The 14,350-nt window shown below is 72.4% G+C and carries 12 protein-coding genes; all 12 read left to right on the forward strand.

Annotated features, from left to right (window positions below):
• The first annotated feature begins 1 nt into the window (after position 1).
• A complete protein-coding gene (locus tag FHT38_RS09255) occupies positions 2 to 2,278 on the forward strand; it encodes a type VI secretion system Vgr family protein (RefSeq protein ID WP_183491416.1) in 2,277 nt (758 codons plus the stop codon).
• A gap of 10 nt (positions 2,279 to 2,288) precedes the next feature.
• Positions 2,289 to 2,741, forward strand: coding sequence for a hypothetical protein (locus FHT38_RS09260; RefSeq protein ID WP_183479323.1), 453 nt, complete (start codon positions 2,289 to 2,291; stop codon positions 2,739 to 2,741).
• Between the two features lie 11 nt (positions 2,742 to 2,752).
• On the forward strand, positions 2,753 to 4,186 hold the full coding sequence (locus tag FHT38_RS09265; protein WP_183491418.1) for a hypothetical protein: 1,434 nt from the start codon (positions 2,753 to 2,755) through the stop codon (positions 4,184 to 4,186).
• Between the two features lie 16 nt (positions 4,187 to 4,202).
• Complete coding sequence (locus FHT38_RS09270) at positions 4,203 to 5,228, forward strand: DUF2169 domain-containing protein (protein ID WP_183491420.1); 1,026 nt, start codon at positions 4,203 to 4,205, stop codon at positions 5,226 to 5,228.
• Positions 5,225 to 6,340, forward strand: coding sequence for a hypothetical protein (locus tag FHT38_RS09275; protein ID WP_183491422.1), 1,116 nt, complete (start codon positions 5,225 to 5,227; stop codon positions 6,338 to 6,340). Before FHT38_RS09270 ends, FHT38_RS09275 begins: the two co-directional genes overlap by 4 nt.
• Positions 6,337 to 6,708: a PAAR-like domain-containing protein gene (locus FHT38_RS09280; RefSeq protein ID WP_091724466.1), complete on the forward strand. Its 372-nt coding sequence runs from the start codon at positions 6,337 to 6,339 to the stop codon at positions 6,706 to 6,708. The genes FHT38_RS09275 and FHT38_RS09280 overlap by 4 nt, the downstream gene beginning before the upstream one ends.
• A gap of 22 nt (positions 6,709 to 6,730) precedes the next feature.
• Positions 6,731 to 7,363: a hypothetical protein gene (locus FHT38_RS09285; protein WP_183491424.1), complete on the forward strand. Its 633-nt coding sequence runs from the start codon at positions 6,731 to 6,733 to the stop codon at positions 7,361 to 7,363.
• 63 nt (positions 7,364 to 7,426) lie between these two features.
• Positions 7,427 to 8,377 carry a hypothetical protein gene (locus FHT38_RS09290; protein WP_183491426.1) on the forward strand — a complete coding sequence of 317 codons (951 nt, stop codon included), beginning with the start codon at positions 7,427 to 7,429 and terminating at the stop codon, positions 8,375 to 8,377.
• 3 nt (positions 8,378 to 8,380) lie between these two features.
• Positions 8,381 to 9,307 (forward strand): type VI immunity family protein, encoded by a 927-nt coding sequence (locus FHT38_RS09295; RefSeq protein ID WP_183491428.1) that lies wholly within the window; start codon positions 8,381 to 8,383, stop codon positions 9,305 to 9,307.
• 131 nt (positions 9,308 to 9,438) lie between these two features.
• Positions 9,439 to 12,180, forward strand: coding sequence for a protein kinase domain-containing protein (locus FHT38_RS09300; protein WP_183491430.1), 2,742 nt, complete (start codon positions 9,439 to 9,441; stop codon positions 12,178 to 12,180).
• Between the two features lie 232 nt (positions 12,181 to 12,412).
• The gene (locus tag FHT38_RS09305; RefSeq protein ID WP_183491432.1) at positions 12,413 to 13,462 is read left to right on the forward strand and encodes a polysaccharide deacetylase family protein; all 1,050 of its coding nucleotides are present in this window, start codon (positions 12,413 to 12,415) and stop codon (positions 13,460 to 13,462) included.
• Positions 13,459 to 14,346 carry a hypothetical protein gene (locus tag FHT38_RS09310; protein WP_183491434.1) on the forward strand — a complete coding sequence of 296 codons (888 nt, stop codon included), beginning with the start codon at positions 13,459 to 13,461 and terminating at the stop codon, positions 14,344 to 14,346. Before FHT38_RS09305 ends, FHT38_RS09310 begins: the two co-directional genes overlap by 4 nt.
• Positions 14,347 to 14,350 lie beyond the last annotated feature (4 nt).

A 14,350-nucleotide genomic window follows, 5' to 3' on the forward strand; every position in this document is an offset into this window, starting at 1 on the left:
CATGGCCAGTCCATTCCGCCTCAAGACCGCGCTCGGCGACGACGTCCTGCGTGTCCACGCCTGCGCGTCGCGCGAGGCGCTGAGCGACCTCGGCGAGACCACGCTCACGCTGCTGAGCGAGCGCAAGGACATCCGCGCCGCCGAGCTGCTCGGCAAGGCCGCCACCTTGACGATGGCGCTGCGCGACGACGCGCCGCGCCAGCTGGCCGGCTACGTCACGCGCTTCGCGCAGACCGGCTTCGAGGGCCGGCACACCGTCTACCAGATGACGCTGCGGCCCTGGCTGTGGCTGCTCACGCGCACCGCGGACTGCCGCATCTTCCAGGAGATGACCGTCCCCGACATCGTCCGGGCGGTCTTCGACGACCACCCCGTCGCGCGCCACGAGTTCAAGCTGATGCGGGCCTACCGCCCCTGGACCTACTGCGTCCAGTACCGCGAGACCGACTTCAACTTCGTCGCCCGCCTGCTCGAGAACGAGGGCATCTACTGGTACTTCACCCATGACGAGGCCGGCCACACGCTGGTGCTGACCGACGCCGCCTCGGCCCACGACTGCGCCCCCGGCTGCGAGTCGCTGCCGTTCTACGGCAGCTCCGCCAACGTGCCGCCGGAGCTGGAGTACGTCGACGCCTGGATCACGCAGGAGAGCCTGAAGCCCGGCAAGGTCGTCATCACCGACTTCGATTTCGAGCGGCCCTCCAGCTCGCTGGAGAAGCAGCAGGACCGCACCCGCGACTACGACCTCTCCGACGGCGAGGTCTTCGACTATCCCGGCGGCTACCTGCAGGCCGGCGACGGCGCGCAGTACGCGGAGGACCGCCTCGACGAGATCCAGACCGCCTACGCGCGCTTCGACGGCGACACCAATGCGCAGGGCGTGCGCACCGGCCACCTGCTGTCGCTGGAGCGCCATCCGCGCGACGACCAGAACGCCAAGTACCTGGTCACCGGCACGACCATCCAGATGCGGCAGGCCGCCAATGAATCGGCCTCCGGCGAGTCGGACCTGCGCTGCCGCTTCAGCGCCATTCCCGCCGACCAGCAGTTCCGTCCCGAGCGCCGCACGCCCAAGCCGATGGCGCCCGGCCCGCAGACCGCGATCGTCACGGGCCCGTCGGGCGAGGAGATCTTCACCGACAAGTACGGCCGGGTGAAGGTGCAATTCCACTGGGACCGCCGCGGCAAGCGCAACGAGAGCAGCTCGTGCTGGATCCGCGTCTCGCAGCCCTGGGCCGGCAAGGGCTGGGGCGGCGTGTCCATCCCGCGCATCGGGCAGGAGGTGGTGGTCGACTTCGTCGAGGGCGATCCGGACCAGCCGCTCATCACCGGCCGGGTCTACAACGCCGAGCAGATGCCGCCCTACGGCCTGCCGGCCGCCGCGGTCATCAGCGGCATCAAGTCCAAGACCCACAAGGGTGCCGGCTACAACGAGCTGTCGATGGACGACACCGCCGGCAAGGAGATGATCACCATCCACGGCCAGTACGACATGGCCACGACGATCGAGCACGACCAGACCTCGACCATCCACAACAACCGCACCGACACCGTCGACGTCGACGATGCGGAGACGGTGGGCAACAACCAGACGCAGACGGTCGGCGTGGACCAGACGATCTCGATCGGGTCCAACCAGACGATGACGGTGGGCAGCAACCGCAGCAAGACCGTGGGCGTGGACGAGACGCTGACGGTCGGCGCCAACCAGGTCGAGAGCATCGGCGCCACGCGCACGCTGACCGTGGGCGCGGCGGACACGCAGAGCTTCGGCAGCACGCAGACGGTCACCGTGGCGCTGCTCAAGGCGGAGACCATCGGCGCGGCCTACGCGCTCACCGTCGGCGCGGCGATGAACCAGGCCATCGGCGCGGCGCTGATGCAGGAGGTCGGCGCCGCGAAGGTGGTGGCGGTGGGGGGCTTGAGCTCGGAGCAGGTGGGCCTGAGCAAGGCCGTGTCCGCCGGCACCCACATGAACCACGAGGCCGGCGCGAAGATGAGCCACAAGGCGGGCTCCAGCTATTCGGCGCAGTCGGGCTCGACGATGAGCTTCCAGTCGGGCGGCGACTACAGCGTCAACAGCAAGGCCAAGGCCGGCGTCGAGGCGGCGTCCGAGCTGGTGCTCAAGTGCGGCTCCGCCCAGCTGATCCTCAAGAGCAGCGGCGACATCACGCTCAAGGGCACCAGCATCACCATCCAGGGCAGCGGCAAGATCGGCATCAAGGCCGGGGGCAACCTCGACTTGAAGGGCTCGCCCAACATCAACCAGAACAGCTGAAGGAGGCGCGATGTCCAACCCCTTCGATCTTGCGCCGCTCATCGGTCAACCGCAGGCGCTGTGCCGCGGTGAAGTGGCCGAGGTGGACGACGAGGGCCACCTGCGCGTGCGGCTGCCCGGCGGCGAACTGCTGCGCTGCGAGCTGCTCCAGCCGGATGCGCCCGGAGCCGCCTGCAGCGGCGGCGACGCGGTGCTTGTCTGGCAGGACGGCGCCGGCGGCGGCATCGTGCTCGGGCGCATCGGGCGCCAGCTGGCCGAAGCGCGGCCGGTGGCCGATCCCAAGGCCTTCGCCGATCGGCCGGAGACGCTGGTGCTCGAGGCGCGCGGCGACATCGTGCTGCGCAACGGCCAGTCGCGCCTGCGCCTGGGCGCCGACGGCGACGTCGAGATCGTCTGCGCCAGCTTCGCCACGCGCAGCCGCCGGCTGCTGCGGCTGCTGGCGCCGATGATCAAGATGAACTGAGCGCGGCGATCGTGAACTCCGCCCTCGTGATGCCGGCGGCCGGACCGGCCGCGCCGACCGGCGCCTCCCGTGCCGGCGCCGGCGCGGCGTCCCGGCGCCTGATGATCGACCAGCCCCGGCTGCTGGACCTCGGCGCCGTCGGCGCGCCGGCGCCCTCGCTGCGCGTGCCGGCCCAGCCCGGCTGGCGCGGCGCCTGGCCGTCCGGTGGCGAGGCGCCGTCGCCGCCCTTCGAGGCCGGCGGCACCGCGGCGTTCCGGCGCCGCGCGGCGGAGGAATGCCTGGACCTGGTCGCGGTGCTGCGCGCCTACCGGGCCCCGCAACCGGACGAACACTGGCGCACGCCGATCGACTCGGAGCGCCGGCTGCTGGCCCAGGTCAACGCGATCATCGGGCTGGGCGCGGAGGCGCTCGACCAGGTCGCGGCCCTGGCCATCGACCCGGACCTGCCGGACCCCGGCCGGGTCTTCGCGGCGCTGCTGGTGCTGGGCTGCGTGGCGGGCGACCGCTGGTGGCCGGCGATGCAGCGGATCTTCGAGGCCGCCGTGAGCCGTCATCCGGAGGAGGGCGCGCATGCGGTCGAGGCCCTGTCGCTGTCGCCGAGGACCGACCTGCCGGAGCTGCTGAGCCCCTGGCTGGGCCATGAATCACCGGCGCTGCGCGCCGCGGCCGCGCGCGTGCTGGCCTTCCGCTGGGAACTGCCGGAGCGCGCCTGGGAGACGGCGATGCGGGACGCGGCGCCGGCGGTGGTCGCCGCCGCGCTCGGCGCGCCGGCGCATCAGTTCGATCCCGGTCGCTGCGAGCCGCTGCTGCTGGCGGCGGCGCACTCGCCCGTCGAGCCGGTCGCGCGGGCCGCGCTGCGTCTGGGCGCGGCCTTGCGCCTGCCCGCGCTGCACGGCCAGGCCACGCGCATGGCCACGCGCGACCCCGGCTGGGCCGACGCGCTGACGGCCATGGCGATGCACGGCCATCCCGGCGATGCCGTGCTGCTGCGCGCGATGCTGCGCAATGCCGACCGCTGGCAGGCCGCGCGCGCCGCCGGCGTGCTGGGCCTGCCGGCGCTGATCCCCGACCTGCTGGCGCTGCACGACGACCCGCTGCGCAACGACGAGGAGCGTCAGCTGGCGGCCCAGGCGCTGGCGACGATCGCCGGTCCGGCGCCGGAGGGCGACAGCGCCGGATGGTGGCGACGGGTCGCGCAGGCGCCGGGTGACCTGCGCGTGCGCGGCGGCCGGCCGCTCGGTGCCGGCGTGCTGCTGGCCCGGTTGCGCGGACCGGGCTGGTCGCGCGCCGTGCGCCAGGACCAGTACCTGGAGCTGATCGCGGCCTCGCGCGGCCAGGCGCCGCGTTTCAGCCCCTTCGATTTCGTCGCGGCCCAGGAGGCCTCGCTGCAGCGCATCGCCGACGCGATGGTGCCGCGGGATGCACGCGCCGACGGGCCGCATTGATCGTCGTCGAGCGCCCATGGACGAACCCGCCTTCTACAACCACAGCGGCCACCACGCGCAGGTGCTGCCCATCCTCGACCGCGACGGCGCCGAGGCGCGTCTCGTGCTCGTGAAGGCCAGCTACGACATCGTGCCGGGCGGCGGGTTGCGCGCCGCGGAGGCGCCGCGCGAGATCCGCCTGGGCGACGAGCCCTGGGGCGATCCGGCGATCGCCGACCTGCGCCTGCCGGGCGACTACGGCCTGCCCAAGCCCGGGACCGACTTCGTGCTCAGCGGTCACGCGGTGCCGCCGCTGGGCGGCGAGGCCGCCACGGCCATGGACGTCGGGATCCGGGTGCGCGACCGCGTCAAGCTGCTGCGCGTCCACGGCCCGCGGGTCTGGGTGCGGCAGTTCGGCGGCATCGGACCGGGCGAGAGCGGCCCGCTCGAGCGCACGCCGCTGGCCTGGTCGAGGGCCTACGGCGGCGCCGATTTCAGCGACCCGGCCAGACCGGTGGAAGAGGCCCGCAACCCCGTGGGCAGTGGCATCAGCCGCCATCCGGAGGCGCTGGTGGGACGGCCCGCGCCGCAGATCGAGACCTCGGGCGAGCCGGTGACGAGCGCCGGCGGCCGCCACACCCCCGCGGGCTGCGCGCCGCTGGGGCGCCACTTCGCGCCGCGCCGCGCGCACGCCGGCACCCATGACGCGGCCTGGCTGTCGGGCGGTTATCCGGCCCGGCCGTCGGACTACCGGCCCGAGCATGAACACTGCGCCGCGCCCGGCCTGGTCTTCGAGGAGCCGCTGCGCGGCGGCGAGGCGGTGCGCATCGCCGGCGTGCATGCCCAGGCGCTGCTCGATTTCGCGCTGCCCCGGCAGCTGCTGCGCATCGACGCGATCGTCGACGGCCAGCCCGACACGCGACGCCCGCACCTGGACACGGTGGTGGTCGACAGCGACGCGCTGATGCTGGAGATGGTCTGGCGGGCGGTGTTCCGCTGCCCGGCCAAGATGCGGGGTCACTTCACCTCGATCACGGTGCAAGCCAAGGAGTACATCGAATGAGCGCCTCCCAGAAAACGTCCGGCTGGCGCGCCGGCCTGGCCCATGCGGAGGCGGTGAGCTGCCTGGGCGAGACGCTGTCCGAAACCGCGCTGCTGCTGCGCGCCGGGGTGTCCGGGATCGGGCTGACCGACTTCGTCGACGGGCAGGGGCGCCGGGTGATGGGCTGCGCCTCGCCGGCGCTGCCGCCGGACCTGCCGGCCCGCGAGCGGCTGCTGGCGCTGGCGGTGCATGCGCTCATCGGCGTGAGCCGGCGCCGCGCGGCCCAGGCGCACCCGCGGCCCGAGCGGCCGCCGATCCTGCTGCTGGGATTGCCGGCGCGTTTCGCGCTGGAGCCGCAGAGCTACGAGCTCAATGTCGCCGGCCGCGACTTCGTGCAGCGTCTCTCGGCCGCGCTGCCGCCGCCCTTCGCCGGCGCGGACATCGAGGCCTTCCCGTTCGGACGCGCCGCCGGCGCGATCGCGATGGCGCGTGCGCTGCAGCTGGCCGAGTCGCGGCGCGAGGTGATCTGGGGCGGCGTCGACAGCCTGCTGCACTGGCCGACGCTGGAGGCGCTGCAGCAGCGGGAACGGCTGCTCACGATGGAGAACGTGGACGGCGTGCGTCCGGGCGAGGCGGCGGCCTTCGCGATGGTGACGCACGAAGGCCGCGAGGACGGCTGGGTCGCCGGGCTCGGGCTGGGGCGCGAGGCGCATCCGGTGGGCAGCGACGGGCCGTGCCGCTCGGACGGTTTCGCGCAGGCGCTGGAGGCGGCGGTGGCGCCGCTGCGGGCGACGGGCCGGCGCTGCGCGCTGTGGGCGCTGGACGCCTCGCATGAACGCCATGCGACGCGCGAGGTGCAGAACGTCATCGCGCGGTTTGGCGACGTGCTCGATCCGGGCACCGACCTGCGCCTGCCGCTCAAGGAACTGGGCGACGTCGGCGCGGCGGCGCTGCCGCTGATGGCGGCGCTGGTGCTGCAGGACTGGGCCCACGGCGTGGCGCGCGACGAGTTCGCGGTGCTGGCGGCCGGCGCCGATGACGGCGCGCGCGGCGCGCTGCTGCTGGCGGCGGGCGATCCGGCGGCGGCCGGCGCACGGCCGCGGGCGGCAGAGCATCGGGAGGTGACCGCATGAGCGTCAACGCGAATTTCCGCGAGGTGGCCGGCGAGTCGACGAACCACGTGATCGTCTACATGAATCCGAGCGTGTGCCTCACGCCCGCGGCGCCGAGCCCGGTGCCGATCCCGTATCCGATCACCACGCCGGTGGGCTCGGGCAAGCTCGATGGCGACACGCGCGGCGTCAAGATCGGCGGCAAGCCGACCTTCCACGTCGACGCGGTCGTGCACGACTGCATCGGCAACCAGCCGGGCACGCAGAAGGAAGTGGTCAGCCTGAAGATCGGCTCCTCCGCCTTCATCATCGACGGCAGTCCCAACGTCCAGTTCGAGGGCAAGGCGGTGGTCTACACCGGCAGCTCCGGCATGGGCAACCAGATGTGAGGCCATGGGTACCAGCGCGGCGATGGTTCAGTTGAAGGTGGTGAAGGCCGGCGGTGCCGGCGGCCAGACCACCATGAAGTGCGCGGACATCCTGGCGTGCTTCGATCCGCCGATCAAATTCGGCTCGCATGCCAGGATGGTCGGCTCGAAGAAGGGCTACCAGGCGGAGCACGTGATCCCGGCGTCCTCGATGCACAAGAAGGGACGCAAGGGCGCGCGCATTGCCGGGGCTTCCGGCTACAGCACGAGCGGCGCCTTGACCTTCATGGCGAGCGACGGGCAGAAGAAGGGCTTCGAGCACAAGATCCTGACCGATCGGATGCGCAAGTTCTCGCAGGCCAACGATGCGGCCAATCCCAAGAAGAATCCGACGCTCAAGGAGTGGCTGGAGGAATACAAGAAGGGAGCGAAGGACGCGCTGGACAAGGGCAAGCCGCCGCGCCGGATCAAGCGGCGGGACCTGCGGCGGTCGAGCTTGATCGACGCCGCGGCGGAATGCATCAAGCGGGCCGCGGCGGAGGCGTTCTCGAAGATGCGGCCGCCGGTGAAGCCCAACACGCCGCTGCGCAATCCGTGGAAGGCGACGGCGGCGCAGAAGCGGGCCGCGCGCGCGACCGGACGGGCCGGCCGCACGAGCACGCGCACCGGCGTGTAAGGATTGGCCCCGCCGCGCGGCAGATGGCACGCGGCGGGATCGCATGTTTGACAGGAGTTGATCTTGGAAGAGGAAATCACCCACATCGTCGAGACGGCCAAGGGCATCGTGTTCCTGAGCCTGACCGCGGACGACGAGGACGATGCGCCGGTGGGCGGGTTGTTCCGCATCACCGAAAAAGGCAAGAAGGACCAGGCCAACGAGATCCTGACGACCAACGAGACCCTGAGCGCGCTCTGGGCCTCCCCGAAGGGGCATCTGTGGGTGGGCTGCGCCGACGGCCGCGTCGCGACCACCGCGCCGCTGGGCTGGGCCGCCCCGTCCGACGACGCCGACTACCGGGCGCAGAACGGCGGACCGGCCTGGACCGTCGCGACCCTGCCGCTGGACAGCGTCGAGCAACTGCCGCCGAACGTCACGATGATGTGGGGCTCCGCCGATGACGACGTGCATGTCGGCACCCACGGCGGCCACATCTACCACTGGAACGGCAAGGCCTGGAAGCAGCTGCGCGAAGGCGACGGCAGCGCCGACCAGACCATCGTCGACATCAAGGGCCATGGACGCGACAGCGTCTTCGCCATCGGCACGCGCGACCTGCTGCTGCATTTCGACGGCGCGCAATGGCGCGAACTGCCCACGCCCGGCGCCCCGAACGAGAGCGAGTCGCTGGGCGGCATCGGCCTGCTGCCGGACGGCTCGGTGCTGATCTGCAGCGCCGGCGACGAGGGGCGGCTGCTGCACGGCGGCGCGGCCGGCTTCACCGAGTTCGGGCGTTATCCGCTGCCGCTCAACGACATCGCGGTGATCGGCGATCGGGTGCTGTTCGCCATCTGGGACGGCGTGGCCGAGCTGCAGGGCCGCAAGGTCAAGGTGGTCAAGTCGACCTTCCAGACCGCCGGTGCCTTCGAAGGACGCGACCGCGTGTTCTTCACCGAGCCCGACGGCGAGGGCCTGCAATTCATCGTGCACGATCCGAGCGACGACCCGCCCTGGCAGCGCCGGACCTATTGAGGCATGTACGCCGCGCTCCAGACCTTGATGGAAGTGGCGCCGGCCAGCGCCCAGGTGTCGATGCGCCTGAAGCTGGCCGTGTTCGTCCGCGGCTCCCTCGGTCGCCAGGACCTGGACCCCGACACGCTGTGGGAACTGCTGCGGGAGCAGCCGTTCGCCGCGCACCTGAACCGCTTCCGGCGTGGCGCCGAGTCGCAGTGGCGGCTGCCGCCGTCCGGCGGCTCGGGGCGCATCTGGGTGCGGCGGGCCGGCATGGATCCGGTCGTGGAAGTCGAGTTCGCGGGGGAGGATCGCCAGGGCCGCGGCGGGCTGTCGGTGAAGATCGCCGACCTGGCGCCCGCGCTCGGGATGGAGCGGGCCAGCCACCTGGTCTTCGACTTTCCGGACGACGCCTCGAATCGTCAGATCGTCGAGGTCGCTCGCTGGGTGACTCGCCATGTGCCGATCCTGTGGGGGACCGCGGGGTGGTGCTTCGAGGCGGTGGAGGGCTCGTCGTACATGGTCGCGCGCCACATGATCGCGTTGGCGCGCCGCCATTGGTCGGTCCAGATCCTGCCGACACCGGCCTTGCAGTGGGAGGCCCTGCAAGGGCTGCCGGGCGTCAACTGGCTCACCCTGGTCGGCGACGCCTTCGCCGTGGAGAAGGGACTCGATCCGGCGGCCCTGGCGGCGCTGGCGGGACCCGAGGTGTTCGTGCATCGCGGCACCGGGTCGACGCTGCTCGCGGCCGGCGCCGTCCCGCTGCGCGGCGACATCCATGCCGACGAATCCCTGGCGCCGCTGGTGACCGTGGCGCAGGCGCTGAAACCGGCGCTACTGGCCAACTGCTCGCCGATGTACGGCCAGTTGGCCGACGAGGACGTCATGAACGCCTGGTTACAGCGTTTCATCGAGCCCCAGGCCTGGCTCCGGGTGGACGTCGACGGGTAGGGCGCCTGGAGGACCTGCAGGGCCTGCGCGGCTCTGCCACAGCATCCTCGTGACTTTCGTTCATTGCCCCCGATCCCCGTGACACGGAGGATGCGGGCTGGGCGGCGATCCTCGCCGCGGCGAGGCGTTCGATGTCACGATCAGAAGGTAATCCCCGCTCGGCCAAGCCGGGCAGCGCGCCGGCGGCTCCCGCCGACGATCCCACGCTCGATCCTGACGCGACCCGCATCGTGCCGGCGCCGCTGCCGGCCGGTGCCGCGTCGCTGGAGCGCATGCCGCCGGACACCGCCGCCAACCGCGCCGCGCCCATCGCCGAGCCGCCCCATGACGACGGTCCCGAGACCGTCCAGCATGAGCGCGACATCAGCTTCATCGACCCGACCTTCCCCGACACCTTCTCGATGCGCGCCGGCCGCAAGCCCGCGGACATCCCCGTCGACACCGACCACACCGTGATCGCGCCCGCGGCGCTGCTGATGCCGCGCGAGTCGGTCGAGCCCGCCGCCTCCGCGTCCACGCTGGCACCGACCGCGCCACCGACCCCGGCGCCCACTTCGTCCCCCGTGGCGACCGCCCCCGCGGCGCCCCTGCCCAGCGCGCCCGCCGCCGCTCCGATCGATCCTCCCGCCGCCCCGGCCACCCCAGCCGCCGCCATTTCCGTGAACGACAACGAAACCGTCATCGTGCCCGCCGGGGCGCTGCCTCCCACGGCCAAGCCGGCGCCCGCCGTGGCGCCCACCCCAGCGCCCAAGCCCGTCGAAGCCATCCCCGCGACCGGCAACGAGACGGTGATCGCGCCGGCGGCCAGCCTCGCGGCCGTCGGAGCCCCGGCCGCCAAGGCGCCCGCCGCGCCGCCGGTGGCCACGCCCGCCGCGCCCGCCGTCCCGCCCGCGCAGGAGGCGGGCGATTCCGAGTTCCACGCGTCCGAGTTCGCCGAGACCGTGCTCGATCCGGACGCCGTCGCGGCGGTGGCCGCCATGCGCGCGCTGCCGCCCGAACCCACGCCGGTGGGGCGTCCGTCCACCGGCACGCTGCCCGGCGGCGCGCTGGCCGCCGCCAAGGCCAGCGCCGACGCGCCGGTGCGCCAGGTCGGCCGCTTCCAGGTGCTGGACCGCATCGGCCGCGGCGGCATGGCCAGCGTGTTCAAGGCCCACGACCCGGGCATCGGCCGCGACGTGGCCATCAAGTTCCTGCATGCCTCGCTGTGCGAGGACGACGAGTACCGCGCCCGCTTCCTGCGCGAGGCGCGCGCCTCGGGCGGCCTGTCGCATCCCAACATCGTCACCGTCCACGACGTGGGCGAGGTCGACGGCCGCCCCTACATGGCGATGGAGCTGCTCGACGGCGAGCCGCTGGCCGACCTGCTCGAGCCCGGCCAGCCGCTGGCCATCCGCGACACCGTGGTGATGGCCATCCAGCTGGCCCGCGCGCTGGACTACGCGCACAAGCGCGGCATCGTCCACCGCGACATCAAGCCGGGCAACATCGCCCGGGTGCGCGGCACGCTGGACATCAAGGTGATGGACTTCGGCATCGCCCACATGGAGTCGACGAAGGGGGAGCAACGCACCCGCGTCGGCGACGTGCTGGGCACGCCGCAGTACATGGCGCCCGAGCAGATGAACGGCGAGAAGATCGACGGCCGCTCGGACCTGTTCTCGGTCGGCATCGTGCTGTACCAGATGCTCACCGGCGTGCGCCCGTTCACCGGCGACAGCGTGGTCAACCTGGCGCTCAAGATCGCCAAGGACGACCCGACCCCGCTGAACAAGCTGCGGCCGGAGATTCCCGCGTCGCTGCGCCGGGTCGTCGACCGCTGCCTGGCCAAGGCGCCCGACAACCGCTTCCAGACCGGCGCCGAGCTGGCCGATGCGCTGGTCAAGGTGCTCAACGAGATCGACGAGGAAGCGCGCAACAAGAACCGCTCCAAGCTGATCCCGCTGCGGGTGAAGTGGGCCGCGATGATGGCCGGCATCGTCGCCATCGTGATGGCGGTCAGCGGCTCCATCATCAGCCAGCGCCAGAACGCGGCGCTGATGCAGCAGGTGGCCGACTACGGCACCGCGCTGTCGCGCTTCATCGCGGCGCAGAACGCCACCGCGGCGCTGGGCGAGGACTGGGTGTCGGTGGACGTGTCGCTGCAGGAGATCATGAAGACGCGCGACTTCGAGAGCGTCACCGTGATCGATCGCGCCGGCGTGGTGGCCGCGTCCAGCCAGCCCGACGCGGTCGGCAAGCCCTACCAGGCGCCGCCCGGCGAGCTGCTGGGCGAGCAGGGCGGCGTCAAGCGCACGCGGTATCACGCCGCGGGCGGGGCGGCGGTGCTGGGCTTCGACTCGCCGATCACCTTCCAGGACAAGACCGTGGGCCGCGTCGCGCTGGGCCTGCCGGAGCGCCCGCTGGAGAGCGTGGCGCGGCTGTCGCGCACGCTGATGGCGGTGCTGGCGGTGACGACGGTGCTGGCGGTGGCGATCGCGATGTTCTTCGTCGCCAACTGGTTCTCGCGGCCGATCAAGCTGGTCGTGGAGGCGCTGGACGAGATCGGCCGCGGCCGCGTCGACTTCCGCATCCGCGAGCAGCGCAAGGACGAGTTCGGGCTGCTCTACGCCGCCTTCGACCGCATGGCGCAGGCGCTGCAGGACAAGCAGGCGCTGGCGGCGTCGGCCGCCAAGGCGGAGGCGCCGACGACGATCGGCCGGCGCTCCGGGCTGCGTGGTGCCGCGATCGCGCCGGCGGCCGAGACGCCTGCCGCGGCAGCGGCCGCGCAGGCCGCCGCGCCCGTGAACGGCCAAGCCGCCGCGCCGTCCGACGAACAGACCCAGCCCGCGCCGCCGGTGCCGGCCGGGCCGGACGCTGCCGATGCGCCGAAGTAGCCCTGAGCGTCGCCCGATGAGCGTGAAAGGATTCCCCCCGATGAATGGCCCTCACCCCAACCCTCTCCCGCCAGCGGGAGAGGGGGCCGGACCGTCCGCGTTTCGCTTGGCCTCCCTCTTTCCCACTCTTTTGCCGGCAGGTGAGGGTGCCGGACCGTCCGCGTTTCGCTCGGCTTCTCTCTTTCCCCCTCTCCCGCTTGCGGGAGAGGGCAGGGGTGAGGGCCAGCGGCCGATGCAGTCCGCCATCGCCGCTATCCTCGCCGCGCTGGCCCTGACCGCCTGCGTCACCACCCCCACCGGCACGCCGCCGCTCAACGAGCCCGCGCCGACCCCGCCGCCCGCCGCGGCCGCCGCTCACGGCGAGGTCATCGCCCGCAATGACCGGCTGTTGATCTACGTCCCCGTCGCCGGCGAATCCCTGCGCGGCATCGCCGCCCGGCTGCTGGGCAGCGAGGACCGCGACTGGCAGATCAGCGAGGCCAACGCCGGCGTCACCAAGGCCGATCCCGGCCAGCCGCTGATCGTCCCGCTCAAGCCGATGAACCCGGTGGGCGTGCGCGCCGGCAGCTTCCAGACCGTCCCCATCCTCTGCTACCACCGCCTGGGCACGACCGGCGGCAAGATGGCCGTTTCCCCGGCCAGCTTCGCCGCCCAGATGGAATGGCTGGCGAAGAACGACTACCGCGTCGTCAAGCTCTCGCAGCTGACCGGCTACCTCGAGGGCAAGGAGCCGCTGCCGCCCAAGGCGGTGGTCGTCACCTTCGACGACGGCTACGAGTCGGTCTACAAGTTCGCCTACCCGGTGCTGCGCAAGCTGGGCCTGCCCGCGACGATGTTCGTCTACACCGATTTCGTCGGCGCCGGCGGCGACGCGGTCAGCTGGCCGCAGTTGGCGGAGATGCAGGCCTCGGGGCTGATGGACATCCAGGCCCATTCGAAGTCGCACCGCAACCTGATCGAGCGCACCGCCGGCGAGAACGACGAGCGCTACAAGCGCAACCTCGACAGCGAGACCGCCGGCCCGCGCGACCTGATCGAGCAGAAGCTCAACACCAAGGACCAGGTGCGCCATTACGCCTATCCCTACGGTGACGCCAACGAACTGGTGCTGGAGACGCTGACGCGTCAGAAGTACACGCTGGCGGTGACCGTCAACCCGGGCGGCAACGCCTTCTACGCGCAGCCGCTGATGCTGCGCCGCACGATGATCTTCGGCGACCACGACCTCGAGGCCTTCAAGGCCCGGCTGCAGACCAGCCGCCGCATTGGACAGACGCCATGAGGGCCGCGCTCGCAGTCCTCCTGGCCGCCGCCGCGCTGGCGGCCTGCAGCAGCGGCCCGAGCGGCGCGCTGCGCGGCGGTGAAGGCGTGGCCGGCTCGCCCCCCACGGCCTTCGAGCAGGCGCAGGTGTCGCGCGCGCAGGAGCAGGTGAAGGACGGCCAGCTGGCCGAGGCCGCCTGGACCTGGGAAGCGCTGACCGTGCTGCGGCCCGACAACGCCGGCTACCGCGACAGCCTGGCCGCGACCCGCCAGCTGATCGACAGCGGCGTGAGCGAGCGGCTCGAGAAAGCCAGGGCGGCGCAAAAGCGCGGCGACCTGGACGGCGCAAGCACGGCCTACCTGGGCGTGCTGGCGCTGCAGCCGGACAACGAGGCCGCCGCCGACGCGCTGCGTGGCCTGGAGAAGGAACGCAACCAGAAGAGCTACCTGGGCAAGCCGACGCGGCTGACGCTGCGCAAGGCGGGCCCGCCGGTGGCGGCCAAGCCGGCCGCCAAGGCGCAGGCGGCGGGTGCGTCGGGCAAGGACCCGGCCCCGGCCGCGGCGTCGGCCGGGCCGGACCGCAACGAACTCGAGCACATCGCGATGCTGGCCGCGCAGGGCGAGCTCGACGAGCCGATCCGGCTGCTCGAGCGCCGCGCGCCGCAGGACCGCAACGATCCTTCGGCCAAGCGGCTGCTGGCCGACCTCTACGTGCGCAAGGCCGAGAAGATCTCGACCATCGACAAGTCCGGCGCGGTGATGCTGCTGCAGAAGTGCCTGCGCGTGGATCCGAAGAACGCGCGCGCGACCGCGCTGATGCGCCAGCTCATCGACGAGTCGGCCGCCAAGGCCCCCGCCGCGGCGGGACCGGCCGCGGCGGCGAAGAACAAGGTCGACAAGCGCTAGTCGC

This window comes from Mitsuaria sp. BK041 (assembly GCF_014193085.1).
In the GTDB taxonomy this organism is placed as follows: Bacteria; Pseudomonadota; Gammaproteobacteria; order Burkholderiales; family Burkholderiaceae_C; genus Roseateles.

Coding starts and splice junctions, on each gene's coding strand:
- FHT38_RS09255 (WP_183491416.1), top strand. CDS start 2: ATGGCCAGTCCATTCCGCCTCAAGACCGCGCTCGGCGACGACGTCCTG.
- FHT38_RS09260 (WP_183479323.1), top strand. CDS start 2,289: ATGTCCAACCCCTTCGATCTTGCGCCGCTCATCGGTCAACCGCAGGCG.
- FHT38_RS09270 (WP_183491420.1), top strand. CDS start 4,203: ATGGACGAACCCGCCTTCTACAACCACAGCGGCCACCACGCGCAGGTG.
- FHT38_RS09275 (WP_183491422.1), top strand. CDS start 5,225: ATGAGCGCCTCCCAGAAAACGTCCGGCTGGCGCGCCGGCCTGGCCCAT.
- FHT38_RS09280 (WP_091724466.1), top strand. CDS start 6,337: ATGAGCGTCAACGCGAATTTCCGCGAGGTGGCCGGCGAGTCGACGAAC.
- FHT38_RS09285 (WP_183491424.1), top strand. CDS start 6,731: ATGGTTCAGTTGAAGGTGGTGAAGGCCGGCGGTGCCGGCGGCCAGACC.
- FHT38_RS09295 (WP_183491428.1), top strand. CDS start 8,381: ATGTACGCCGCGCTCCAGACCTTGATGGAAGTGGCGCCGGCCAGCGCC.
- FHT38_RS09300 (WP_183491430.1), top strand. CDS start 9,439: ATGTCACGATCAGAAGGTAATCCCCGCTCGGCCAAGCCGGGCAGCGCG.
- FHT38_RS09305 (WP_183491432.1), top strand. CDS start 12,413: ATGCAGTCCGCCATCGCCGCTATCCTCGCCGCGCTGGCCCTGACCGCC.
- FHT38_RS09310 (WP_183491434.1), top strand. CDS start 13,459: ATGAGGGCCGCGCTCGCAGTCCTCCTGGCCGCCGCCGCGCTGGCGGCC.